Genomic DNA, 24649 nt, shown 5'->3' on the forward strand with positions numbered 1-24649 from the left:
ACATGAGCATCAGAGCTGAAGAAATTAGCGCACTGATAAAGCAACAAATCGAGAACTATCAGTCTGAAATCGAAGTTAGTGATGTTGGTACAGTTATCCAAGTTGGTGACGGTATTGCGCGTGCTCATGGTCTTGATAACGTTATGGCTGGTGAACTTGTAGAGTTCTCTAACGGCGTTATGGGACTAGCACAAAACTTAGAGGAAAACAACGTAGGTATTATCATTTTAGGACCTTACACAGAAATCCGTGAAGGTGACGAAGTTCGTCGTACTGGTCGCATCATGCAAGTACCAGTAGGAAAAGAACTAATTGGTCGTGTTGTAAACCCATTAGGTCAACCAGTTGATGGTTTAGGCCCAATCAATACAACAAACACTCGTCCAATCGAAAGTCCAGCACCAGGTGTAATGGATCGTAAATCTGTTCATGAGCCACTTCAAACAGGTATTAAAGCGATCGATGCTCTTGTACCAATTGGCCGTGGTCAACGTGAGTTAATCATCGGTGACCGTCAAACTGGTAAAACAGCAGTTGCACTTGATACAATCATTAACCAAAAAGATGAAGATATGATTTGTATCTATGTAGCTATCGGACAAAAAGAATCAACTGTACGTAACGTAGTAGAAACACTACGTAAGCACGGTGCATTAGAGTACACAATCGTTGTAACTGCATCTGCTTCTCAACCAGCTCCATTATTATACTTAGCTCCTTATGCTGGTGTAACAATGGGTGAAGAGTTCATGTACAATGGTAAACACGTATTAGTAGTATATGATGACTTATCAAAACAAGCAGCGGCTTACCGTGAGCTGTCATTACTATTACGTCGTCCTCCAGGTCGTGAAGCTTATCCAGGGGATGTATTCTACTTACATTCTCGCTTATTAGAGCGTGCAGCAAAATTAAGTGATGCAAGAGGCGGCGGTTCTTTAACTGCACTACCTTTCATCGAAACACAGGCAGGGGACGTATCAGCTTACATCCCAACAAACGTAATTTCTATTACGGATGGACAAATCTTCTTACAATCTGACCTATTCTTCTCTGGCGTACGTCCAGCGATCGATGCGGGTACTTCTGTATCTCGTGTTGGTGGATCTGCTCAGATTAAAGCAATGAGTAAAGTATCAGGTACACTTCGTCTTGACCTTGCATCTTACCGTGAGTTAGAAGCGTTCGCTCAGTTCGGCTCTGACCTTGATAAAGCAACTCAAGCGAAACTAAACCGTGGTGCTCGTACTGTTGAGGTATTAAAACAAGGATTACACAAACCGTTACGTGTAGAGAAACAAGTTATCATTCTTTACGCTTTAACACGTGGATTCCTAGATGATATCCCAGTAGTAGATATCACTCGTTTCGAAGAAGAATTCCATGCTTGGTTAGATTCTAATGCGACTGACTTATTAGAAGAAATCCGCACAACTAAGAAACTTGCGGATGACGACAAATTTGCAGCAGCAATTAACGGATTTAAAAAAGTATTCGTAGCTTCTGAGTAATAAAAGCGGAAGCGGCTCGTCCTGAATGTGAGGGGGAAGAAGTGAAGCCACCGAACATTCAAGCCGCTGGAGCTAGATAATAATATATATAGGCATCTCAATCTTTGAGATTGCTGACGGTTATGTAAAGGAAAAGAGTAGGTGCACCTATTCTTTTCCTTCAATCATGAGCAAGAATATCTTGCAACGTAGATTAGGAAGAGGATTCTTACTAATCGTGCCAACTTCCGGAAAAAAGGTGGTGAAAACCTGTGGCATCTTTACGCGATATAAAAGCGAAGATTACCTCGACAAAGAAAACGAGTCAAATTACGAAAGCGATGGAGATGGTATCTGCATCTAAGTTAAACCGTGCAGAACAAAATGCTAAATCTTTCGTTCCGTATATGGAAAAGATTCAAGAAGTAGTAGCGAGCATTGCGCAAGGAAGTAAAGGAATTAATCATCCGATGCTAAATGCGCGTCCTGTAAAGCGTACAGGATATATCGTTATTACATCTGATCGCGGACTAGCAGGTGGTTATAACAGTAACGTATTACGTACAGTGAGTAACGTAATTCGTGAACGTCATAATATGGATTCAAACCAATATTCAATTATTGTGCTTGGACGACTAGGACGTGATTATTTAAAACGTCGCGGCTTTAACATCATTGATGAAGTAGTTGGATTATCTGACCACCCATCATTTACTGATATTAAAGATCTTGCTTCTCGAGCAATTGCGATGTTTGCAGATGGTGCTTATGATGAGCTGTATATTTACTACAACCATTACGTAAGTAAAATTTCACAAGAAGTAACGGAAAATAAAATTTTACCGCTTACTGATGTGGCGTCTGATAAACCGACGACAGCTTATGAATTCGAACCTTCTGAAGAAGAGATTTTAAAAGTACTATTGCCACAATACGCAGAAAGCTTAGTGTACGGTGCATTACTAGATGGTAAAGCAAGTGAGCACGCAGCGCGTATGACAGCAATGAAGAGTGCTACAGACAACGCAATGGAAGTTATCGATTCACTTACACTTTCATTCAACCGTGCGCGTCAGGCAGCGATTACGCAAGAAATTACGGAAATCGTTGGTGGAGCAGCAGCGTTAGAATAGTATTAAAAAGCGTAGGCGGTTCGTTCAGAATGAGAGGGAGATGGAGCTTTTGACGTAGAGGCGATTTGTGCCTCGTAGGAAAAAGCGAAGCCACCGAACATTCTAACCGCCGGAGCTAGATTCAATAAAAAGCGTAGGTGACTTGCTCAGAAGGGAAGGGCATTGGAACTCCTGACAAAGAGGCGTTCTTTGCCTCGTAGGAAGGGGTGAAATGACCGACCCTTCTAGCCACCGGAGCTAGATTCAATAAAAAGCGGAAGCGGCTCTTTCAAAAGAGTCGCGTAAGCTAAACTAATAAAAAATTAAAAGCCAACTTCTCTTAGAAAGCTGGCTAATTAAAAGAAAGCTAGGAGGGAACCCGATGAATAAAGGGCGCGTTACGCAAATCATGGGTCCGGTTGTAGACGTTAAGTTTGATGGCGGAAAGCTACCAGAAATCTACAACGCCCTTACGGTAAAACAAAGCAACGAAAACGGAAGCATGAACTTAACATTTGAAGTTGCACTTCATTTAGGTGATGATACAGTTCGTACAGTTGCGATGTCTTCCACAGATGGACTTGTTCGTGGCACAGAAGTAGAAGATACTGGTAAAGCAATTTCTGTACCAGTTGGTGATGTAACACTTGGACGTGTATTCAACGTATTAGGTGATGCAATTGACTTAGATGGTGAACTTCCTGCGGATGTACACCGTGATCCAATTCACCGTCAAGCACCTGCATTCGAAGAATTATCTACTAAAGTAGAAATTCTTGAAACTGGTATTAAAGTAGTAGACTTACTTGCTCCTTACATTAAGGGTGGTAAGATCGGCCTATTCGGTGGTGCCGGTGTAGGTAAAACAGTATTAATTCAGGAATTAATTAACAACATCGCACAAGAGCACGGTGGTATCTCTGTATTCGCTGGTGTAGGTGAGCGTACTCGTGAGGGTAATGACTTATACCACGAAATGAGCGATTCTGGCGTAATCAAGAAAACTGCGATGGTATTCGGACAAATGAACGAGCCACCTGGAGCACGTCAACGTGTTGCATTAACAGGTTTAACAATGGCTGAGCATTTCCGTGATGAGCAAGGACAAGACGTACTTCTGTTCATCGATAACATCTTCCGTTTCACGCAAGCGGGTTCTGAAGTATCTGCCCTTCTTGGTCGTATGCCATCTGCGGTAGGTTACCAACCAACACTTGCAACAGAAATGGGTCAATTACAAGAGCGTATTACATCTACAAATAAAGGGTCTATCACGTCTATCCAAGCGGTATATGTACCAGCCGATGACTATACTGACCCAGCACCAGCTACAACGTTCGCTCACTTAGATGCAACAACAAACTTAGAGCGTCGTTTAACACAAATGGGTATTTACCCAGCCGTAGATCCATTAGCATCTACATCTCGTGCACTGTCTCCAGAAATCGTAGGAGAAGAACATTATGAAGTAGCTCGTCAAGTACAACAAACTTTACAACGTTATAAAGAACTTCAAGATATCATCGCTATCTTAGGTATGGATGAGTTATCTGAAGAAGATAAGTTAGTTGTACATCGTGCTCGTCGTATTCAATTCTTCTTATCTCAAAACTTCCACGTAGCTGAGCAGTTTACAGGTCAAAAAGGTTCTTACGTACCTGTAAAAAATACAGTTAGTGGTTTCAAAGAAATTCTAGAAGGAAAATATGATGACCTTCCAGAAGATGCATTCCGCTTAGTAGGTGGCATTGAAGAAGTTATTGAAAACGCGAAGAAAATGATGGCGTAAGGCCTTAGGAGGGACGAAGTATGAAGACATTTCCAGTCAGTATTGTAACTCCTGATGGACCGGTTTACGAAAAAGAAGTAGAAATGGTAAGTGTAAAAGCAGAGAGTGGGGAAATGGGGATCTTACCAGGTCACATTCCAACTGTTGCACCATTAAAAATTAGTGCAGTTCGTCTGAAAAATGGTGGACACACTGATTATGTAGCAGTAAGCGGTGGCTTTATCGAAGTTCGTCCAGATAAAGTGACTGTATTATCATCATCTGCTGAAGAAGCAAACCATATCGATATCCATCGTGCAAATGAAGCGAAGCGTCGCGCTGAGCAACGTATGCAAGATAAACAAGCACATGTTGACTTTAAACGTGCAGAAATGGCCTTGCAACGTGCCGTGAACCGTTTAAACGTTTCTGATATGAAGTAAAAAAAATCCGTAAGGGCCCTTGCCTTTACGGATTTTTTTGTCTATTTTATGGAGAATTTTACAAAACTGGTATAATTATATTGATGCTTGTATAAGTAGAAGTGTACAACAATTTATATTTTATTAAGGGGATGAATCAATGATTGGTGAAATGAAACGAGAAGCATTGTACTCTTTAAAGGGAAAATGGGGACTAGGTGTTGGGTCAACAATTTTATATTTTATTTTAAGTTATGTCGTTTCGATGGCTGCAATGCTTATACTATTAATTCCAGGAATTATTATATTTCTCTCAGTTGTAAGTTTAACTGGATCATTTGAAGAGGAAACGATGTCAATTGGAGCAGGTATTACCTTTGGGATTTTTTATTGCATTATGATAATTTTGAGTAACGCATCGTATGGGATTACATCATATGGTTATACAAATGTATTTTTACAGATTAGTAAACGAGAAGATGCTAAAGTAGATCACTTATTTGAAGGATTTCGCGGTTTTAAAAGAATGATGAAAACAATGTGGGCAATGCTTGCAATTTTGTTATATACAGGTACATGGATTCCGATGCTGTTAATAGGCTTATTTGCATTGTTAGGTGAAGAAGGGAATACGTCATTTGCAATAGCTTTCTTCGTGCTATTAGCGATTTCAATTGTTGGTATGATTGTGATGTATTTTTCTTATGCGCTGACGTACTATGTAATGATTGAAAATCCAGAATATAGTGTTTCGCAGGCGATGAAGGAATGTAAGAATCTTATGAAGGGGCATAAGTTAGATTTGTTTCTTTTATGGCTGAGCTTCATAGGATGGGCTATTTTAGCGCTTCTTACTTTTGGAATAGGCTTTCTTTGGCTTAGTCCGTATATGAGTACAACGACAGCACACTTTTATCGCTACATCTCAAAAGGTGAATTGCAATAGAAACATGCTATACTAATAGAATTATTGTGTATAGGAGGCTAAATATGATTAGTGATCTAAAAGGAGAAGCACTAGATTCATTAGAAGGGAAATGGGGATTAGCAGTCGGAGCCACATTACTTATTTCTGTTATAATGATCACTTTTAACTTTATTGTTGATTTTTCGTTTACACAAATTTTGGGTTGGGAAGATATGAAAAACTCCATGATAGTAGATATTATTACAACTTTTATGGTAGGTCCATTAACGTTAGGTGGCTATTATTTAGCGCTACATATAATTCGAGAAAAAGACGCGCGTATTGGGCATATATTTAGATGGTTTACAGCAGGAAGTAAGTTTATAAAGTCATTTTTATTATATATAGTAGTGAACATTTATATTTTCTTATGGTTTTTATTATTTATTATTCCAGGCATCATTAAATCATTCTCTTATGCGATGACGTACTTTATAATAAATGATCATCCTGAGTATTCCATAAATCAAGCTATTACAGAAAGCCGTCGTATGATGGATGGGCATAAGATGGAGTATTTCATTTTATGTTTAAGTTTTATCGGTTGGTTTATATTGAGTTGTATTACGTTAGGGATTGGATTCTTATGGTTAATTCCATATTTCTACACAACATCTGCGGCTTTTTACGAAGAAATCGCAGAAGAATATTATGAGAAAAAAATTTAGCACTATAAAACCCCCAGTATGAATTATTTGTTCATACTGGGGGTTTTTTGTAGAAACTTTATAAATTGATTACTAGTAAGTGGTTTACTGAAATAGTAACCTTGCATATATTTACAGTTATGTTTTTGCAGAAAATTAAGCTGTTTTTCGGTTTCAATTCCTTCGGCAACGACTGAAAGATTTAAAGTATTTGCGAGGGAAAGGATTGTAGAAACGATGGCTCGTTCTTCAGGACGATGATCGGCTAATTGTGTGAATTCTCTCGGTACTTTTAATGTGTCGATTGGAAAAATTGATAAATAAGCAAGAGAAGAATACCCAGTACCGAAGTCATCAATGGAAGTTTGGATACCGTATTCTTTTAATTGCTTCAGTCTTAATAACGTTTCTTTCTCGTCAATCATTGCAATTCTTTCTGTTAACTCAAGTGTGACATATTTTGGGTCGACGCTTATGTTGTTTAATATTTGTGAAATGTTTTCGATTAATTGATCTTGCCGGAACTCTTTTGCGGATAAATTAACACTTATTTTTAAATTTTGGTAGCCAAGGATATGCCATATTTTTAATTGGAGACAAGCTTCTTGTAATACCCAATGTCCAAGTGGGACTACTTGTGGCGTCTCTTCTACAATTGGAATAAACTCACATGGTGAAATATCACCTAATAGTGGGTGTTTCCAACGTATTAAAGCTTCAGCGCCGATGATTTTATTTGTTGTCGTATCAATTTGTGGTTGATAGACGAGATGAAATTCTTTGTTTACTAAAGCAATTGGCAGATCTTTTTCAATTCGAGCTTTTCGTTCCATTTTTTTATATAGTTCTTTCGTGTAAAGAGAGCTACCGTTTTTTCCTTTATTTTTTGCTTCGTACATGGCCATATCAGCATGCTGCAAAATGGATAGCGGATCTTCACCTGCTTCAGGATATATTGCAATTCCGATACTCGGTGAGATTTGTAAATGTTGATTTTCGATTTCAAATGGCTCATTCATGGCCGCTACAATTATATCAGCCATTTTTTGGACATCTGGCTTTTTTTTGTAATTTTCGATAAGGATTGTGAACTCATCTCCAGCTAGCCGCGCGAGTTTCATATTTGATGTTGATATTCTTTCGAGCCTTTTTGCTACTGCGATGAGCAATAGGTCTCCTACTCGATGACCGAGGGTATCATTAATAACTTTAAAACGGTCTAGGTCGAGAAACATAACAGCAAAAGGCTTTTTCGATATTTTTGCTCGTGCAATTGCCTGTTCCAAATGTTGATGAAATGCACGACGATTTGCAAGCTCTGTTAAAGTATCATGGTATGCTAGAAAATTAATCTGTTCTTGCTGTTGTTTGCTTTCCGTAATATCTTTAATCATTAAATAAACCCCAGAAATTTTCTCTTTTAAAAAGATCGGTACGGCGGTAACGTGCAAGTAGTAAATATCTCTGTTTTTATGATACGCCCGTATTTCTAAAGAGATAGAATGTCCCTTTTTTACACGATGAAAGGAATTAATCATTTCTTCTAAATCTTCTTCGTATATGAGTGAATAGTAAGGCTGGTTTAATAATTCATTCGTTTGATAACCGAGTAAAGTAGTACCAGCGTTATTTACTTTGAGAAAATTGCCGTATAAATCTAATGTGAAGATTGGATCTGGATGATGCTCGTATAAAGATTTAAACATTTGTTGATTATGATAGAGTTCATTTTTCTGTTCTACTAAATCTTCTGTACGTAGTTTAATTTGTTTCTCGAGTTCTGAGTTGAATTGCATTTGAGCTAGCAATAATATTTTATTTTGTTTTCGAACTAAACTATGACGTATGAGAACGAAAGAGAAAGTTATTATAAGACCAATTACTATAATAGGCCCAAAGACGTATTCAACTAATATAAAAAGAATAAGTGTTATTACTGAAATATAAGGCAATGATAATCGGATTGATTCACCAATTTTAGGTGTTAGTAGTACTTGCTCTTGTTTTTCAGGTTCTTTTGTATGGAGAATACAGGCGATTGCTACTAGTACTAAGGTTACTTGATAGAAAGGAGTAACTGTAAACATAGAATACTCTGGTATGAAGTATTTTATATAAGCATAAATCGCATCTGTAGTAGCATATAAAATTAAAGCACTGCTAAGAAGCGCACCAACCTTTTTAGGTAATAAGGATAGTGGTTTGAATAAAAGATTGATTCCTATTAAGAGAAAGAGTAAATCAACCATTGGATAGGTAAGTTGAACAAATATGTCGATATAGGATGTTGTAAAAACGTGAATGGTTCGTTCAATAAGTAAGTAGTAACTTAAAGTAAATTGGGCTGTAACGATAATACAAATATCACATAGCATAAAAAGTTTTTCTAATAAATCTCGGTTATAAATGATTTCGTATAGAAAGGCAAATGCAAAAGTAACTAAAAAAAGTAAGTAAAAAAGGTCAGATGGATCAACGAACGTATAGAAGTCCTTTACAATTAAACGCTGATAGGCAACGACTATATCACCGATAAAATAAGAGAGAGCTCCAACAGATAATATAATCCAAAATAAACGAGATAGCCCTTCTTTCATGTTTGAAAAGTAAAGTATATAACTACAAGCGATAATATCAATTAATAGGGTACTCATTCCGATTAATAGCTGAAAAGGAAATGAATATTCATATAGAAAAAGCATCGCTACGTAGTGAATCGTTATAGACAGCAATACAATGCTTATAAGAATACTTACATGTGTTTGTTTTTTCATTTATATCACCTACGGTTTCTTGAAAAGCGTATATAAGTTTTATATTTATTTTGCACAGTTATAGCGAGTTGTAAAAATAGATTTTAATAATTCTTGTTTCTGTCTCCCAACATATCGACATAGGAATTTGAAGTTTGTTATAATGATTAGAATAGTTGCATTATTTAGAAAAATTTAAAAATAATAATTACTGCAACTAGGACATATTGTTTACTATGTGAACTTGTTCTTAATTTAGGGGGGAGGGTTTCACAATGGCAAGTGTATATGAAAATAGTTATATGATCGTTTTGATTTTCTTGCTATTAGGTATATTGCTGCCGGTAGTGGCTCTTACATTAGGAAGGATGCTGCGCCCAAATAAGCCAAGTGCAGCAAAGGCGACGACGTATGAGAGTGGAATTGAGCCGTTTCATGATGCAAATATTCGGTTTCATGCTCGTTATTATATTTTCGCTTTATTGTTTGTGATCTTTGATGTAGAAACTTTATTTTTATATCCTTGGGCTGTTGCGTATGACAAGCTAGGTTTATTTGCATTAATTGAAATGCTCATCTTTGTTGTAATGTTGCTAGTTGGATTAGCGTATGCTTGGAAAAAGAAGGTGTTACAATGGTTATAAATTTTGAGGAATTACATCCAAATGAGCGAGCAGAATTAGAACGAAATATCTTTTTTTCTACATTGGAGCAGTTGAAAGGATGGGCGAGGAGCAATTCTTTATGGCCGATGACATTCGGACTGGCGTGCTGTGCAATTGAAATGATGGGAGTAGGCTCATCACATTACGATTTAGATCGATTTGGGTCATTTTTTCGGACTTCACCAAGACAATCGGACGTCATGATTGTATCGGGAACAGTAACGAAGAAGATGGCTCCTATTGTTCGGCGCTTATATGATCAAATGCCCGAACCGAAATGGGTTATTGCGATGGGATCTTGTGCGACAGCAGGTGGTCCGTATGTAAATTCATATGCTGTTGTGAAAGGTGTAGACCAAATCGTACCAGTTGATGTGTATATTCCTGGTTGTCCCCCAAATCCGGCTGCTTTAATTTATGGAATTAATAAATTAAAAGAAAAAATTCGTTACGAAGCAAAGACCGGGAAGCAGGTGACGAATAAATGAGTAATCCAAACAAAGACTTAGAGGATCTGAAAAAAGAAGCAGCTAGGCGTGCAAAAGAAGAAGCGAGAAAACGCCTTGTAGCGAAACACGAGGCGGAAATAAGTGAGCTTGAGGCAGAAAATCAAGAAAAAGAGAAAGCGCTACCAAAAAATAATGATATTACTATAGAAGAAGCAAAACGACGTGCAGAAGCAAAAGCAAAAGCGGCGGCGTTAGCGAAGCAGAAAAGAGAAGGAACAGAAGAAGTAACGGAAGAAGAAAAAGCGAAAGCGAAGGCAAAGGCAGCGGCAGCAGCAAAAGCAAAAGCGGCGGCGTTAGCGAAGCAGAAAAGAGAAGGAACAGAAGAAGTAACGGAAGAAGAAAAAGCGAAGGCAAAGGCGGTGGCAGCAGCCAAGGCAAAAGCGGCAGCATTAGCGAAGCAGAAAGCTTCGCAAGGTGATGGGGATTCGGGAGATGAAAAGGCAAAGGCAATTGCAGCAGCAAAAGCGAAAGCAGCAGCGGCTGCAAGAGCGAAGACAAAGGGAGCTGAAGGTAAGAAAGAGGATGAGCCGAAGCGGGAAGAAACGTCCGTAAATCAGCCGTATTTAAATCAGTATGTTGAGGCTATTAGGGAGAAGGTAGGAGAGGGTGCATTAGTAGATTCCTACATTAATAAACTGTCAAAGGATGTGCCGACTCTTGTGGTGGATCAAGAAAAATATTATGAAGTGATGGAGTCACTGCGATTCCATGAAGGACTTGCTTTTGATTATATGTCAGAGCTACATGCGACGGATTTTGTGACACATATGGAAGTATATGTTCATTTGTTTTCATATGGTAAGAAACAATCGGTAGCGGTGAAGGTAAAGCTAGACCGGGAAGAACCGCAAGTTGAATCTGTGACAGCGCTTTGGAAAGGGGCTGACTGGCCGGAGCGAGAAGCATACGATTTGCTCGGCATTATATTTAAAGGGCATCCGAATTTAACGCGTATTTTAATGCCAGATGATTGGGTAGGACATCCGCTTAGAAAAGACTATGAACCGTATGATGTGGAGGTGTAGCTATGATCCGTACGGAAGAGATGCTTTTGAATGTAGGACCTCAGCATCCGAGTACACATGGTGTGTTCAGGCTCGTAATTAAGATTGACGGGGAAATTATTAGAGAAGCTACACCGGTTATTGGGTATTTGCATCGCGGGACGGAAAAAATCGCTGAGAGCTTACAGTATACGCAAATTATCCCTTATACAGATCGAATGGACTATTTATCAGCCATGACGAATAATTACGTCATTTGCCATGCTGTAGAGACGATGATGGGGCTTGAAATTCCGGAGCGTGCCGAATACTTGCGAGTACTTGCGATGGAGCTAGGGAGAATTGCAAGCCATCTCGTTTGGTGGGGGACGAATCTTCTTGATATAGGAGCGGTCAGCCCGTTTTTGTACGCGTTTCGTGAACGAGAGATGATTATAAATTTATTAAATGAATTATGCGGGGCACGGCTTACTTTTAACTATATGAGAGTTGGCGGTGTGAAGTGGGATGCGCCAGATGGTTGGATTGAAAAGGTGGAAGAGTTTGTTCCGTATATGAGAGAGCAATTGGCAGGTTATCATGATCTTGTTAGCGGTAATGAGATTTTCTTAAATCGTGTGAAAGGCGTTGGTATATATAGCGCGGAAGAAGCGATCTCGTATTCTTTAAGCGGAGCAAATTTGCGGTGCACTGGAGTAAACTGGGATCTTCGCAAAGACGAGCCGTATTCGATTTATGATCGTTTTGATTTTGATATTCCTGTTGGAAGCGTGGGAGATGCTTGGGATCGCTACGTTTGCCGAATGCAAGAAATCGAGGAGTCTTTAAAGATTGTTGAGCAAGCAGTTCAGCAGTTCCCAAAAGATGGAGCAGTGCTGGCAAAAGTACCGAAAATTATTAAGGCACCTAAGGGAGAAGCGTTTGTACGTATCGAATCGCCGCGCGGAGAGATTGGTTGTTACATCGCTAGTGACGGAAAGAAAGAGCCGTACCGTTTGAAGTTTCGTAGGCCATCTTTTTATAACTTGCAAATTTTACCGAAGTTATTGAAAGGTGAAAACATCGCTAATTTAATTACGATTTTAGGTGGAGTTGATATTGTACTTGGGGAGGTTGATGGCTAATGATTGAGACGCTCTTACAATCACCTTCAAGCTGGACGAATTTCTTCATTTTTTTCGGATTAGCGGTGCTTCTACTATTTGCAGTCCTTGGCTTCGTTACATATGGAATTTTGGCAGAACGGAAAGTGATGGGATTTATGCAAGGGCGGATTGGACCAAACCAGGTTGGAGGCCGATTCGGTTTACTGCAAACGGTAGCTGATGTTTTAAAACTATTATTGAAAGAAGATAGTATTCCGAAAGCAGCAGATAAACCACTGTTTATATTAGCACCTGTCATTGCATTTGCGCCAGCATTTATGGTGCTGGCAGTTATACCGTTCACTGATAAATTTCAATTTGCCGATATTGGAGTCGGGCTACTTTATTATATCGCTGTTTCCGGTATTACGACGATAGGTGTTGTAACTGGGGGATGGGCATCGAATAATAAATATTCCCTTTTAGGAGGGATGCGTGCGGCGGCGCAAATGATTTCTTATGAGATTCCGCTCGTAATGAGTGTAATTGGTATCGTGTTGTTGGCTGGTAGCCTGAATTTAAATGAGATTGTAGCGGCGCAGGAGAAGGTTTGGTACATTTTCGTGCAGCCAATTGGCTTCGTCGTTTTCTTAATTGCAGCAGTTGCAGAGTTAAATCGGACGCCATTCGATTTGCCAGAAGCGGAGTCAGAACTTGTTTCTGGATATCATACGGAATACTCAGGTTTTCGCTGGGCGTTTTTCATGCTTTCAGAGTACGTATATTTCTTCGGGATGGCATCGTTAATTACAGTGCTCTTTTTAGGCGGATGGAATCCAGTCATGTTTCTTGGATTTATCCCAGGTGCCGTATGGTTTGCTTTGAAATTTAGCAGTGTAGTCTTTCTATTAATTTGGTTCCGCGTTACGTTCCCGCGTATAAGAGGTGACCAGTTAATGGAGTTTGGATGGAAAGTATTATTGCCGATTGCACTTGCAAATATTTTCTTAACGGCATTGATTAAGGAGTTATTCTTCTAATCTATGAGGGGGGTGCCAGTAAGAGATGAAGGGACTATTTAAAGGATTAAAATATACACTAAGTAATTTGAGCAAGAAGAAGGTAACGTATGATTATCCAAATCAACCGTTGCCGTTGCCAGACCGTTTTCGGGGGATTCAAAAATTCTATCCGGAGAAATGTATTGTTTGTAATCAATGCTCTAACATTTGTCCGACAGACTGTATTCAGTTAACAGGAAAGAAACATCCGGATCCTACGAAAAAAGGAAAAATTATCGACACGTATGATATTAATTTTGAAATTTGTATTCTTTGTGATTTATGTACAGAAGTTTGTCCGACAGAGGCGATTGTCATGACAAATAACTTTGAGCTCGCGGAATATTCACGTGATGACTTATTTAAAAATTTGCAGTGGCTTGACGAAAACGACGAAAACGTCAGGAAGGAGAATAAGGCATGAATGGCGAGTTTGTAGCATTCTTTATACTATCCTTGTCTGCAATTATCGGCGGTGTTCTTATGTTGAACTTAACGAAAGTTATGCACATGATGCTAGCTCTCGTTCTAACATTTCTCAGCATTGCAGGTTTGTATTTTCTTTTATCAGCCGAATTTATAGGCGTTGCACAAATTTTACTTTACTCTGGTGCAATCACAATTATTATGATTTTCGGCATTATGTTAACGAAACATAACGCCGAAAATGAATCGCGTCTTACTCTTCGAAAATGGATTATCTTCTTTGCGGTTGTAGCATTTGGAGCGGTTATGTATTTCGCTGTTAATAATATTGATTTTGCAAATGAGAGCACACAAGGAAGTTTACCTCTCCATGAAAACAACACACTTCAAATCGGTACGCTTCTCTATTCAAAATATATTATCCCATTTGAACTAACTTCAGTTATTTTACTTGTAGCACTCGTTGGCGCGATTATACTTGCGAAAAAGGACGAGAAAGAGGAGGATTCCAATGAGTAGCGTTCCGGCTTCTGCATATTTAACACTTGCGATTATTTTGTTTTGCATCGGCCTATTTGGAGCTTTAACAAAGCGGAATACAGTAATCGTATTAGTTTGTATCGAATTAATGCTAAATGCTGCCAATTTAAACTTAGTGGCGTTTAGTAAATTAGGCTTATTTCCGAATTTAACAGGTCAAATTTTCTCACTGTTTACGATGGCTGTAGCGGCAGCGGAAGCGGCGGTAGGACTCGCTATTTTAATTGCTTTATATCGTAATCGTACGACAGTTCAGGTGGATGAAATGGATACGCTCAAAGGATAGCATTGTGACCGAAAAAGGGGGAAGGAAACAATGATCGATTATGCATGGCTCATACCGCTTTTCCCACTCGTTTCGTTTTTGTTACTTATTATATTCGGGAAGAAAATTAGAGAAGGAAGCAGTGTACTTAGTATTTTTTTCGTCTTTCTCTCCTTTATACTTGCGGTACTTGTGTTAATAGAAAGATTTTCAGAAGCAAGCGTGAAGCATAAGTGGGTGTGGCTTAGAGCTGGAGATGTGGATATATCATTTGGCTTTGAAGTGACTGCATTAGGAGCTTTAATGTTGTTTATCGTTACGCTTGTGAGTCTGCTTGTACATGTGTATTCGAAAGGTTATATGAAAGGTGATGAACGATTACCAACCTTTTACGCATATTTAGGACTCTTTACATTTGCGATGTTAGGGCTTGTTATATCAACGAATTTATTACAGCTTTATATATTTTGGGAATTAGTTGGCCTTGGCTCATTTTTACTTATCGGTTTTTATTTCTTTAAAGAAGAAGCGAAGGCTGCTGCAAAAAAGGCTTTTATTATGACCCGTATTGGGGATGTTGGTTTATTTATCGGGATGATTTTAATTTTTTGGTACGCAGGTAGTTTTGAATATGACGCAATATTTAGGGCGATTTATACAGGGGATCTACCTCCTTACATGATTACAATAACGGCGATATTAATTTTTATCGGGGCGATGGGGAAATCAGGTCAGTTCCCGCTTCACACGTGGTTGCCAGATGCAATGGAGGGGCCAACGCCCGTGTCGGCACTTATTCACGCGGCGACGATGGTTGCAGCGGGCGTATATTTAGTAGCGACGATGTTTCCATTATTTTCGGCAAGTGCGGTAGCGATGCAGACAGTGGCAATTGTCGGAGCTTTCACTGCAATCTTTGCGGCCTCTATCGGCCTTGTACAAACAGATATAAAGAGAGTACTTGCTTATTCTACAGTTAGCCAGCTCGGGTATATGATGCTCGCGTTAGGTTCTGCTGGTTATGTAGCTGGTATATTCCATTTGACGACACATGCTTTTTTTAAAGCACTACTATTTTTGGCAGCAGGAAGTGTAATTCATGCCGTGCATACGCAAAACATTAACAAAATGGGCGGTTTACAGAAGAAGATGAAAGTAACTGGTACGCTATTTTTGATAGGTACACTTGCAATTAGTGGGGTTCCACTCCTTTCTGGGTTCTTTAGTAAAGATGAAATTTTGGCTGCGACTTGGATGAATGGTAATTACTTTTTATTCGTATTAGCAGTAATTGCGGCATTCTTAACGGCATTTTACATGTTTCGTCTATACTTCCTTGTCTTTACTGGGGAAGCGAAGACGAAGGAAGATGTGCATGAGTCGCCCCGCGTTATGACGTATCCAATGATTGTTCTCGGCGTTCTCGCAGTAGTGGCAGGATATATAAATACACCATGGTTTGGGACGTTTCTCGGAGATTGGTTGACGAAAGATGTAGGGTTTAAGGTTGAAGAAGCGCATGGACCAGTTTGGATTATGATTGTTGCGACGCTCGTTTCATTTGCGGGAATCGCTCTTGCATATTTCATATATGGCAAGAAATCAATTTCTAGAGAGTGGGCTGGGGGTACGGGAACCTCGCTTTATAATCTTTTGAAAGAAAAATATTATGTGGATGAACTATACAACATGACGGTGATCCCTATTACGAAAGGAATCGCTCGTGTGCTTCGCTTATTTGAAGTGTATGTAGTCGAAGGAATTGCAGTTTTAATTGGAAGTGTAGTTAAAGGAACAAGTAATCTTGGATCGAAGCTTCAAAACGGGAATGTACAAGTGTACGGTACTGTAACGGCTGTTTCGCTCGCTGTACTCGTCATTATTTTGCTCTATACGGGAGGGGATTTACGATGAATGATTTGTTGTTAACGTTCTTCATTTTTTCCCCGCTTTTAGGAATTTTATTGCTTGTATTAACACCGAAAAAGGAATTGCGTACAGTGCGGGCGCTTGGCTTATTTGGGACGGCACTTCCATTTGGAATCGCCATCGTCCTCGCTTGTACATATGCTTCTGGAAAGAGCTTGTCACTATTTGATGAAAAGGTGAAATGGATTAAGTTCGGAGATTTTACAGCGGTGGATAAAAGGTGGTTTTCTATTTATTACGAGCTCGGTATTGATGGTTTGTCGCTTGTCATGATGGTACTGACGGCTCTTCTAGCGATGCTTGCAGCAATTGCAGCCTTTTCTATTAAAAGCAATTTAAAAGCATTTTATATGCTGTTACTCATGCTAGAAATAGGGATGCTCGGCGTCTTTGCTGCTCAAAATTTAATGTTGTTTTTTATCTTCTTTGAAATTACGTTGCCACCCATGTTCTTATTAATTGGGAAGTGGGGAAAATTGTCGAGTGAAAAGGCTGCTTATAGTTATTTAATATATAACGGTATTGGCTCAGCTATTTTGCTCATTGTTTTCTCAATTTTGTTCGCGAAAACAGGTACAACAAATATTGTGGAGCTGAAAGAGATATTAAGAAGCGTAAGCGCAGGGGGAGAACTCGTCATCCCAAGTAGCTTGCAGCTTGGTGTATTTATTGCCATAATGATTGCCTTTGCAATTAAACTACCTGTTTTTCCGTTGCACCGCTGGATGGTCAATGTACACATAGAAGCGCATCCAGCTGTAGTTATGCTTCATGCGGGTGTTTTGTTAAAGATTGGAGCGTACGGTATTATTCGCTTCGGGAAAGGGTTATTCCCGGAATATTTTCACGATGTTGCAACGCTAATTGCGATATTAGGCGTAATTAATTTATTATACGGTGCCTTTTTAGCGCTCATCCAAACGGACTTTAGGAAAGTACTCGCTTACTCTAGTATTTCGCATATGGGAATTGTATTAATGGGACTTGCGTCACTTAATGCACCTGGTACACAAGGAGCGCTATTCCAAGTTGTATCACATGGTTTAATTGCAGCCTTGCTCTTCTTCTTACTAGGTGTTATAGAACAACGATTTGGAACTTCGGATATTATGGTGCTAGGCGGACTTGCGAAAAGTGTACCGATACTTAGCGGATTCTTTTTAGCAGGAGGAATGGCATCGCTTGGACTACCAGGGATGTCTGGGTTTGTTAGTGAATTTCTTGCCTTTCTTGGTTTATTTCAAGGAGAGCCCGTCATTGCTGCAGTCGGTGTGATTGGCATCATTTTAACCGCTGTATACGTATTAAGAGCGACACTTCAAGTGACATTTGGAAAGAAAGAATGGGAAGCAAAATCTGATATACACGGATGGGAGTACGTCCCTGTTTTACTACTTATCTTTTGTATTATTGCAATTGGAGTTATGCCAGAGATACTAGGGGATCCGCTTCAAAATACATTGAAAACATTGGGGGTGAAGTAGGATGGATATGAATACGTTACTTAGCTTATCGTGGCATCTAATGGTGCCAGAATTTATTATTCTCGGGGCCGCCATCCTTCTTTCCATATGTGATTTGTTTTTTAAGCTGAACCATAGATATGTAGCTCTTGGTGCGATCGCTGCCATCGTATTAGCAATTGTTTCATTAATTACGCTATATAGCGAACCAGCTGGAGATATTTTAAATGGATCGTTTGTGTTAGATGGATTTTCAAAAGGGTTTAAAACGTTGTTATTAGGCGCCTCATCTCTCATTTTATGCATCGCAATGAGCGATGATAAGAAGAATCCGATTGAAGATAAGGGCGAATATTATTACTTATTTTTAATGGCACTTCTTGGCGCGATGTTCATGGCTTCTAGTGTTGACTTTATCACCCTTTTCGTTGGTTTAGAGTTACTTTCACTTTCTTCTTATATTTTAGTCGGAATACGAAAAAAGAACCGTGCATCAAATGAAGCGGCAATGAAATATGTCATTAGCGGAGGAATTGGAACGGCGATCACGCTCTTCGGAATGAGTTATTTATACGGTATTACAGGTTCAACTAACATTGTAGATATGCAAAAGGTACTCACTGGGGAGCTCGCTAGTGGTATTCAGTTATTGCTAGCTCTCGCATTTCTTTTATTGCTAGTTGGTCTCTCATTTAAAATTGCCACAGTGCCGTTTCATATGTGGGCACCTGATGTGTATGAAGGAGCGACTACACCTGTTACCGCTTTTCTTGGAACGATTTCTAAAATTGCTGGGTTCCTACTCATTATTCGTTTGTTCCTTATGGTTTTTGCAAGTGTATTAATACAAGGAGATATGCAATCTTTATATGGGCATATGAGTATATATATTGCGGTGCTAGCAAGTATTACGATGATTGTTGGGAATGTAGTCGCGTTAAAACAATACAACATAAAACGTTTATTTGCTTATTCAGGTATTGCGCATGCTGGGTATTTGCTCGTTCCACTTGTGGCATTATCACCATTTACGCTGGATAGCATGTGGTTTTATATGCTGGCATACATGCTTATGAATATAGGCGCGTTTGCCATTATCCACGGCTTAATCTTACAAAACGATAAGGAAAATATAACGATTTTCACCGGATTATATAAGAAATCACCATTTGCAGCGATCATGATGACAATCTTTATTTTATCGCTGGCCGGGATACCAGGGACGGCTGGCTTCATTGGAAAGATTAACATCTTTTTAGGCGCGCTTCATGTAGAGCCAGCACATTACGTACTAGCTTCGATTATGATGGGTACGACAGTTGTTTCATTCGTATATTATTTCCGTATTTTACAACAAATGTTTTTCCGCACCGGAGAGACAGAAGAGAGGATACGGTTACCGTTAAATATAAAGGTTGTTATGAGTCTTTGTGCAATTTCGATTGTAATACTAGGGATTATGCCGATGATTGGGTACAATTTCTTTTATGAATATTTTCCATTAATGAAAGATTTCTTCTTCTTAGGGAACGTGGTACAATAGTGAAAATAAAAGGTGTGGAGTCAGTACTCTGCGCTTTTTATTTTGTGTTAACTTGTAATGTAGATATACGTTTTTTGAAAGAAAATCACAATGTAAAATGTAAGATGTCTATTTGCATTTGAAAAAGTGTGGCTCCTACTTATTATGGTATCGTTTTTATATTCTTTCATAAGTAGTAGCTGAGTAAAAAGGGGTCGATTTTTTGGCACAACTTTTAGGGCAACAAGCACTGATTGCCATTGTTTCGCATTTATTGTTTATTACCATTACGTGGTGGGCTTTGCAAGGCATTCACATTGAGCGTTTAATGAAGTCCGGAAAAGTGCTGCAGACGCGAGTATTACTCATCTTAATTACAATTGCAATTGGGACATCTGTAAGTAACTTTTTCCTTGATTATTTAGGCTATTCGAAGAGTTTAACGTATTTAGTAAAGTAAGTGTATAGAACCTCAAATCTCCGTTAACAATGGGGATAGGAGGGGATGAAATTGAAGCTTAAAGCCATTCTTATTGTTGCACTTAGTGTTGTTTTATTTTTGGTTGGATATAGAGAGATGAAACCGATAAGCGATGAACAGAAAATGGAGAGCATGATTAAGGCTTTAGAGAAAAATGATGCTAAAGTAGAAAAATGGTCATGGTTAGCTAGAGAAACAAAAACAATTTCTAATATACATACGTTTCAAAAGTTGTTAAACGATGTGAAGGACAAGGCAAATATTCAAAAGTGGGAAGTAGAGCAATCTCCAGATGGATATAAAGCTACATCCTATAAAAAGTTTGCTTCTCATGAAGAACGAGTAGTAGTAACTTGGAGTAAAGAAAATACTAAAGAAAACACTTTCATTATCTTTGAAGTAAGTGGGGCGAAATGGGACCCGAAGTATGTTCAAAAAGTGAATAAAATTTTTAGTGAAAAACCTATAATTTACACTTGTGTTCAAGGTGTACTGAATGATAAGATTGAAGGTGTTTTGCAAAATAAAACCAATCAGGTTTTGAAAGATCTTTCAGCAAGAGCGATCGAACAAGTAGAAGAAAGAGCATTTGTGTCAGTCTCCGCATACAATAAAAAGTGGGATGACGCTCTTTCAACAAATAGAGAGAAAATAAATGTGCAAATAGCAATACGTTCTACAGACAACAAAGATACAATTGTGGTTGGCACACCGATCATAACTTCTGAGTATTGAGTGAATAGATACTGAAAAAAGGACACGGAGGGGAATAATTTGGAAAAGATCATCGTCCGTGGCGGAAAGCGGTTAAACGGCACAGTGCGTGTTGAGGGCGCAAAAAATGCTGTATTACCTATAATCGCTGCAGCCCTATTAGCGAGTGATGGAAAGAATGTACTATCTGAAGTACCAGTTTTGTCTGATGTATACACAATTAATGAGGTATTACGTCATTTAAATGCTGAAGTCGTATTTGAAAATAATCAAGTAACAATCGATTCTTCTAAAGAACTAAACATTGAAGCACCATTTGAATATGTACGTAAAATGCGTGCATCTGTTCAAGTAATGGGACCATTATTAGCACGTAATGGTCGTGCTCGTATTGCACTTCCTGGTGGATGTGCAATCGGTTCACGTCCAATTGACCAACATTTAAAAGGCTTCGAAGCAATGGGAGCAAAAGTACAGGTTGGTAACGGTTTTGTTGAGGCATATGTTGAGGGAGAACTAAAAGGAGCTAAAATCTACTTAGACTTCCCAAGCGTAGGCGCGACAGAAAACATTATGTCTGCAGCTACATTAGCAAAAGGGACAACAATTCTTGAAAACGCAGCGAAAGAACCAGAAATCGTTGACTTAGCTAACTTCTTAAATGCAATGGGAGCGAAAGTACGCGGAGCTGGAACTGGAACGATTCGTATCGAAGGCGTTGATAAATTATATGGTGCAAACCACTCTATTATTCCTGACCGTATTGAAGCGGGAACATTCATGGTTGCAGCAGCAATTACTGGTGGAGACATCTTAATTGAAAATGCTGTACCTGAACATTTACGCTCAATTACAGCGAAAATGGAAGAAATGGGTGTTAAAATTATTGAGGAAAACGAAGGTGTACGTGTTATCGGCCCAGATAAGTTAAAAGCGGTTGATATTAAAACTATGCCTCACCCAGGTTTCCCAACAGACATGCAATCACAAATGATGGCATTATTACTACAAGCTGATGGAACAAGCATGATTACAGAAACGGTATTCGAAAACCGCTTTATGCACGTTGAAGAATTCCGTCGTATGAATGCTGATATTAAAATTGAAGGTCGTTCTGTTATTATGAACGGTCCAAACAGCTTACAAGGTGCTGAAGTAGGCGCAACTGATTTACGTGCTGCAGCTGCATTAATCTTAGCTGGTTTAGTATCAGAAGGTTATACTCGTGTAACTGAGTTAAAACATCTTGACCGTGGTTATGTAGATTTCCATAAGAAATTAGCTGCATTAGGTGCAACTATTGAACGTGTAAACGAAAAAGTAGAAGAAGTGAAAGAACAAGAAGTTTCTGATCTTCACGCTTAATTGAAATAGTCTCTATGTCTTTTGACATAGGGGCTATTTTTTTGGGTTATTACTGTTATAGTCAATAAATTCTATACTTATGCACGTACCAGTAAAAATATTTAGAAAATTTCCGTTTTATGCTCTTCCTCCTTAAGTATGTTCTAAAAGAAAGAGTTGTTCCATAAGAATGAATGGAGTAAAGCTTTTATATTGGGGGAAAATAGGATGAAATTTTCAAAGCCACTTTTTATTACAGTAGCGCTCTTAATAGCGCTCGTTATCATTGTACCTGCAGCCCTTGTTATCCCATTTGCGAAAGCAAAAGTAGGGGAAGAAACGGCCTCTAAAACTCCTCCAGCGATAGAAAGTATACCAGCTCCAGGAAAAGTAGATACAGCGGTTCAAGTTGCTGTATATCGTGAGAAACAGAAGAAGGTAGAATCATTGCCTATGGAGGAGTATGTGACCGGTGTAGTAGCTTCTGAGATGAATGCCAGTTTTGAAATAGAGGCACTGAAGGCACAGGCATTAGCAGCGAGAACATTTGTAGTACAACGTATGCTAAGCGGAGGAAAGAAGAATAATGCGGACGTGACAGATACGGTGAAAGATCAAGTGTACAAAAGTAAAGAAGAATTGAAGAAACAATGGGGTAATAACTACGAAAATAATTTGAAGAAAATCGAAGAAGCCGTTTCGAAAACAGCAGGACAAGTTTTAACATATGATGGAAAACCAATTTCAGCATCCTTCTTCTCAACGAGTAATGGCCGGACAGAAAATGCAGCTGACTATTGGGGAAATGATTATCCGTACTTGAAAAGTGTAGATAGTCCGTGGGATCAAGCCTCTCCAAAGTTTACGAGCGAGCAAACATTTACAGTAGCTGATTTTCAAAAGCGCCTCGGTGTGAAAGTGCTAGCAGACGGGAAGGTTGGAAATATTAAAGACCTTACGGAAGGAAAGCGCGTAAAGGATGTAGCTTTTCAAGGAAAAACATTAACAGGAAAAGAAGTTCGTGAAAAGTTAGATTTACGTTCTTCTGATTTCACGTGGAAACAACAAGGGGATAAAATCATCATTACAACGAAAGGCTTCGGCCACGGAGTTGGTATGAGTCAATACGGGGCGAACGGTATGGCAGCAGAAGGAAAGAAATATACAGATATCGTCGCTCATTACTATAAAGGCGTTGAAATAAAGACGATGAATGATTATGAAGGAAAATTGATGGTGAAGAAATAGGTGTCAGAACTCTGGCACTTATTTTTTGTTTAAAATATCATAATTTTCCATTAACTGTTTGATATAATAGGATAAAAAGGCATTTGGGGGAGATGAAATGGTGCTACTGGAGTTGAAACAGTTAGGGAAAACGAACCAATTACCGGTAATTGACCTAAAAGTCGCGAAAGGACAATGTGTTGTTTTGCAATGCAATAATCATACAGCTAAAGTGTTGCACCGCATCATTATAGGCGAAGAAGAAGCGTCGACTGGCAATGTACTGTTTGAAGGGGGAGCAATTGGAAAGAAAAATTATCCACGCATCGGCTTTTGTTTTTTGAAAGATGAGGCATATGATCGTTTGAAGGTGAAGGAATACTTTAAGTTTTTAATAGGGCTTTATGAATCAAAGATAAGCATAGAAGAAGTTGTGCAGTCTGTTGGTCTCCTAGATAAACTAAACGTTAAAATAGAAAAACTATTGTTTTCAGAGAAGCGTCGTCTTCATATTGGACGAGTGATGATTCATAATCCGGATTTAGTTGTTTTGGAAGAACCGGAGCAAAATGTAGATATAGAGAGTACGATCATTATTCGAAAAGCAATCATGAAAATGAAAGAACAAGGAAAGGCGATTTTTATTACGTCATCATTTCTATCGGATGCCCTTTCGTTAACAGAGGATGTATACATATTAAACAACGATGGTGTGAAAAAGATAGAAATTGAGCAAGAGGAAGTGGAAGAAGTCGGTGAAGAAAAAGTCATTCAAATGATTCCGCAAATGAAATTAGAAAGAATACCAGCGAAAGTGAACGATAAAATCATTTTACTTGATCCGATGGAAATCCATTTCATTGAAACGCAAAACGGAGTAACGCATATTCACGTTCGTGAAGGTGATTTCGTATGTGCATTAACATTAAGTGAACTAGAAATGAGATTAACAGGTTTTGGTTTCTTTAGATGTCATCGCTCGTATCTTGTGAATTTACAAAGAGTACGAGAAGTGATTACGTGGACTCGTAATAGTTTTAGCTTAATTTTGGATGACGAAAGAAAAAGTTCAATTCCGCTTTCAAAAGGACGCATGGATGAATTAAAAGGCGTGATTGGGCTATAAAAAGTGCTCCAATAAGCTTAACATGCGATTCATTCACCGGTAAAAATACTCCTTTTACCGGTATTTTACTGCGTAAACCCTTTGTTTTTCATATGATTGAGTCAAGAAAAGCGAAACAAACGAACGAAA

23 protein-coding genes are annotated in these 24649 nt (G+C 38.8%); 22 read left to right on the forward strand and 1 reads right to left on the reverse strand.

Annotation, left to right across the window (positions count from 1 at the left end; all coding sequences use genetic code 11):
- The first annotated feature begins 2 nt into the window (after positions 1 to 2).
- The 6 genes from atpA (at position 3) to N2V92_RS08460 (ending at position 6427) form a co-directional block, all read left to right on the forward strand.
- Positions 3 to 1511: a F0F1 ATP synthase subunit alpha gene (gene atpA / locus N2V92_RS08435; RefSeq protein WP_000027521.1), complete on the forward strand. Its 1509-nt coding sequence runs from the start codon at positions 3 to 5 to the stop codon at positions 1509 to 1511.
- A gap of 251 nt (positions 1512 to 1762) precedes the next feature.
- A complete protein-coding gene (atpG, locus tag N2V92_RS08440) occupies positions 1763 to 2623 on the forward strand; it encodes a F0F1 ATP synthase subunit gamma (RefSeq protein WP_000157703.1) in 861 nt (286 codons plus the stop codon).
- A 361-nt stretch (positions 2624 to 2984) separates the two neighbouring features.
- Positions 2985 to 4391 carry a F0F1 ATP synthase subunit beta gene (gene atpD, locus N2V92_RS08445; protein ID WP_001032597.1) on the forward strand — a complete coding sequence of 469 codons (1407 nt, stop codon included), beginning with the start codon at positions 2985 to 2987 and terminating at the stop codon, positions 4389 to 4391.
- Between the two features lie 20 nt (positions 4392 to 4411).
- The gene (gene atpC / locus N2V92_RS08450) at positions 4412 to 4813 is read left to right on the forward strand and encodes a F0F1 ATP synthase subunit epsilon (RefSeq protein WP_000847214.1); all 402 of its coding nucleotides are present in this window, start codon (positions 4412 to 4414) and stop codon (positions 4811 to 4813) included.
- A 139-nt stretch (positions 4814 to 4952) separates the two neighbouring features.
- Positions 4953 to 5738 (forward strand): DUF975 family protein, encoded by a 786-nt coding sequence (locus N2V92_RS08455; RefSeq protein ID WP_000578833.1) that lies wholly within the window; start codon positions 4953 to 4955, stop codon positions 5736 to 5738.
- A gap of 44 nt (positions 5739 to 5782) precedes the next feature.
- Positions 5783 to 6427 (forward strand): DUF975 family protein, encoded by a 645-nt coding sequence (locus tag N2V92_RS08460; protein WP_000622478.1) that lies wholly within the window; start codon positions 5783 to 5785, stop codon positions 6425 to 6427.
- Between the two features lie 23 nt (positions 6428 to 6450).
- On the opposite strand, the gene N2V92_RS08465 is transcribed toward N2V92_RS08460, so the two are convergent.
- Positions 6451 to 9180, reverse strand: a complete 2730-nt coding sequence (locus N2V92_RS08465) for a putative bifunctional diguanylate cyclase/phosphodiesterase (protein WP_016078208.1) — start codon at positions 9178 to 9180, stop codon at positions 6451 to 6453.
- 254 nt (positions 9181 to 9434) lie between these two features.
- Between N2V92_RS08465 and nuoA the strand changes: the two genes are divergently transcribed.
- The 16 genes from nuoA to N2V92_RS08545 all read left to right on the forward strand — a co-directional run bounded on the left by nuoA (position 9435) and on the right by N2V92_RS08545 (position 24520).
- Positions 9435 to 9803 carry an NADH-quinone oxidoreductase subunit NuoA gene (gene nuoA / locus N2V92_RS08470; RefSeq protein WP_000179273.1) on the forward strand — a complete coding sequence of 123 codons (369 nt, stop codon included), beginning with the start codon at positions 9435 to 9437 and terminating at the stop codon, positions 9801 to 9803.
- Entirely contained in the window at positions 9794 to 10312 is a 519-nt protein-coding gene (gene nuoB, locus N2V92_RS08475; protein ID WP_000236331.1) for an NADH-quinone oxidoreductase subunit NuoB, read from the forward strand. The genes nuoA and nuoB overlap by 10 nt, the downstream gene beginning before the upstream one ends.
- Positions 10309 to 11358, forward strand: coding sequence for an NADH-quinone oxidoreductase subunit C (locus N2V92_RS08480; RefSeq protein WP_016078206.1), 1050 nt, complete (start codon positions 10309 to 10311; stop codon positions 11356 to 11358). The genes nuoB and N2V92_RS08480 overlap by 4 nt, the downstream gene beginning before the upstream one ends.
- 2 nt (positions 11359 to 11360) lie before the next feature.
- Positions 11361 to 12461, forward strand: coding sequence for an NADH-quinone oxidoreductase subunit NuoD (gene nuoD, locus N2V92_RS08485; protein WP_000621463.1), 1101 nt, complete (start codon positions 11361 to 11363; stop codon positions 12459 to 12461).
- The gene (gene nuoH / locus N2V92_RS08490; protein WP_000573426.1) at positions 12461 to 13462 is read left to right on the forward strand and encodes an NADH-quinone oxidoreductase subunit NuoH; all 1002 of its coding nucleotides are present in this window, start codon (positions 12461 to 12463) and stop codon (positions 13460 to 13462) included. Before nuoD ends, nuoH begins: the two co-directional genes overlap by 1 nt.
- A 25-nt stretch (positions 13463 to 13487) precedes the next feature.
- Positions 13488 to 13907 carry an NADH-quinone oxidoreductase subunit NuoI gene (nuoI, locus tag N2V92_RS08495; RefSeq protein ID WP_000677191.1) on the forward strand — a complete coding sequence of 140 codons (420 nt, stop codon included), beginning with the start codon at positions 13488 to 13490 and terminating at the stop codon, positions 13905 to 13907.
- Positions 13904 to 14428 (forward strand): NADH-quinone oxidoreductase subunit J, encoded by a 525-nt coding sequence (locus tag N2V92_RS08500; protein ID WP_001012810.1) that lies wholly within the window; start codon positions 13904 to 13906, stop codon positions 14426 to 14428. The genes nuoI and N2V92_RS08500 overlap by 4 nt, the downstream gene beginning before the upstream one ends.
- Complete coding sequence (nuoK, locus tag N2V92_RS08505; RefSeq protein WP_000100079.1) at positions 14421 to 14735, forward strand: NADH-quinone oxidoreductase subunit NuoK; 315 nt, start codon at positions 14421 to 14423, stop codon at positions 14733 to 14735. Before N2V92_RS08500 ends, nuoK begins: the two co-directional genes overlap by 8 nt.
- A 30-nt stretch (positions 14736 to 14765) precedes the next feature.
- Positions 14766 to 16628, forward strand: a complete 1863-nt coding sequence (nuoL, locus tag N2V92_RS08510; protein ID WP_016078205.1) for an NADH-quinone oxidoreductase subunit L — start codon at positions 14766 to 14768, stop codon at positions 16626 to 16628.
- Complete coding sequence (locus N2V92_RS08515; RefSeq protein ID WP_017763801.1) at positions 16625 to 18127, forward strand: NADH-quinone oxidoreductase subunit M; 1503 nt, start codon at positions 16625 to 16627, stop codon at positions 18125 to 18127. The genes nuoL and N2V92_RS08515 overlap by 4 nt, the downstream gene beginning before the upstream one ends.
- A gap of 7 nt (positions 18128 to 18134) precedes the next feature.
- On the forward strand, positions 18135 to 19649 hold the full coding sequence (nuoN, locus tag N2V92_RS08520; RefSeq protein WP_025989110.1) for an NADH-quinone oxidoreductase subunit NuoN: 1515 nt from the start codon (positions 18135 to 18137) through the stop codon (positions 19647 to 19649).
- A gap of 202 nt (positions 19650 to 19851) precedes the next feature.
- Complete coding sequence (locus N2V92_RS08525; protein WP_000057889.1) at positions 19852 to 20088, forward strand: DUF1146 family protein; 237 nt, start codon at positions 19852 to 19854, stop codon at positions 20086 to 20088.
- 51 nt (positions 20089 to 20139) lie between these two features.
- Entirely contained in the window at positions 20140 to 20844 is a 705-nt protein-coding gene (locus N2V92_RS08530) for a YwmB family TATA-box binding protein (RefSeq protein ID WP_000767913.1), read from the forward strand.
- A gap of 39 nt (positions 20845 to 20883) precedes the next feature.
- Positions 20884 to 22188, forward strand: a complete 1305-nt coding sequence (murA, locus tag N2V92_RS08535) for a UDP-N-acetylglucosamine 1-carboxyvinyltransferase (protein ID WP_000411275.1) — start codon at positions 20884 to 20886, stop codon at positions 22186 to 22188.
- 207 nt (positions 22189 to 22395) lie between these two features.
- Positions 22396 to 23415, forward strand: coding sequence for a stage II sporulation protein D (spoIID, locus tag N2V92_RS08540; RefSeq protein ID WP_016079662.1), 1020 nt, complete (start codon positions 22396 to 22398; stop codon positions 23413 to 23415).
- A gap of 97 nt (positions 23416 to 23512) precedes the next feature.
- Positions 23513 to 24520: a LytTR family transcriptional regulator DNA-binding domain-containing protein gene (locus N2V92_RS08545; protein ID WP_042596765.1), complete on the forward strand. Its 1008-nt coding sequence runs from the start codon at positions 23513 to 23515 to the stop codon at positions 24518 to 24520.
- The last annotated feature ends 129 nt before the right edge of the window (positions 24521 to 24649 follow it).

The sequence above is a fragment of the Bacillus sp. CH_48 genome, from assembly GCF_038008465.1.
GTDB lineage: Bacteria > Bacillota > Bacilli > Bacillales > Bacillaceae_G > Bacillus_A > Bacillus_A thuringiensis_S.

Excerpts from the sequence above, each read along its gene's own strand:
- N2V92_RS08465 (WP_016078208.1), bottom strand. The coding sequence starts at position 9,180 with ATGAAAAAACAAACACATGTAAGTATTCTTATAAGCATTGTATTGCTG.
- nuoK (WP_000100079.1), top strand. The coding sequence starts at position 14,421 with ATGAGTAGCGTTCCGGCTTCTGCATATTTAACACTTGCGATTATTTTG.
- nuoI (WP_000677191.1), top strand. The coding sequence starts at position 13,488 with ATGAAGGGACTATTTAAAGGATTAAAATATACACTAAGTAATTTGAGC.
- nuoA (WP_000179273.1), top strand. The coding sequence starts at position 9,435 with ATGGCAAGTGTATATGAAAATAGTTATATGATCGTTTTGATTTTCTTG.
- N2V92_RS08500 (WP_001012810.1), top strand. The coding sequence starts at position 13,904 with ATGAATGGCGAGTTTGTAGCATTCTTTATACTATCCTTGTCTGCAATT.
- spoIID (WP_016079662.1), top strand. The coding sequence starts at position 22,396 with ATGAAATTTTCAAAGCCACTTTTTATTACAGTAGCGCTCTTAATAGCG.
- nuoD (WP_000621463.1), top strand. The coding sequence starts at position 11,361 with ATGATCCGTACGGAAGAGATGCTTTTGAATGTAGGACCTCAGCATCCG.
- N2V92_RS08480 (WP_016078206.1), top strand. The coding sequence starts at position 10,309 with ATGAGTAATCCAAACAAAGACTTAGAGGATCTGAAAAAAGAAGCAGCT.
- atpD (WP_001032597.1), top strand. The coding sequence starts at position 2,985 with ATGAATAAAGGGCGCGTTACGCAAATCATGGGTCCGGTTGTAGACGTT.
- N2V92_RS08460 (WP_000622478.1), top strand. The coding sequence starts at position 5,783 with ATGATTAGTGATCTAAAAGGAGAAGCACTAGATTCATTAGAAGGGAAA.
- N2V92_RS08515 (WP_017763801.1), top strand. The coding sequence starts at position 16,625 with ATGAATGATTTGTTGTTAACGTTCTTCATTTTTTCCCCGCTTTTAGGA.
- atpC (WP_000847214.1), top strand. The coding sequence starts at position 4,412 with ATGAAGACATTTCCAGTCAGTATTGTAACTCCTGATGGACCGGTTTAC.
- N2V92_RS08545 (WP_042596765.1), top strand. The coding sequence starts at position 23,513 with ATGGTGCTACTGGAGTTGAAACAGTTAGGGAAAACGAACCAATTACCG.
- nuoB (WP_000236331.1), top strand. The coding sequence starts at position 9,794 with ATGGTTATAAATTTTGAGGAATTACATCCAAATGAGCGAGCAGAATTA.
- nuoH (WP_000573426.1), top strand. The coding sequence starts at position 12,461 with ATGATTGAGACGCTCTTACAATCACCTTCAAGCTGGACGAATTTCTTC.
- nuoN (WP_025989110.1), top strand. The coding sequence starts at position 18,135 with ATGAATACGTTACTTAGCTTATCGTGGCATCTAATGGTGCCAGAATTT.
- nuoL (WP_016078205.1), top strand. The coding sequence starts at position 14,766 with ATGATCGATTATGCATGGCTCATACCGCTTTTCCCACTCGTTTCGTTT.
- atpA (WP_000027521.1), top strand. The coding sequence starts at position 3 with ATGAGCATCAGAGCTGAAGAAATTAGCGCACTGATAAAGCAACAAATC.
- N2V92_RS08455 (WP_000578833.1), top strand. The coding sequence starts at position 4,953 with ATGATTGGTGAAATGAAACGAGAAGCATTGTACTCTTTAAAGGGAAAA.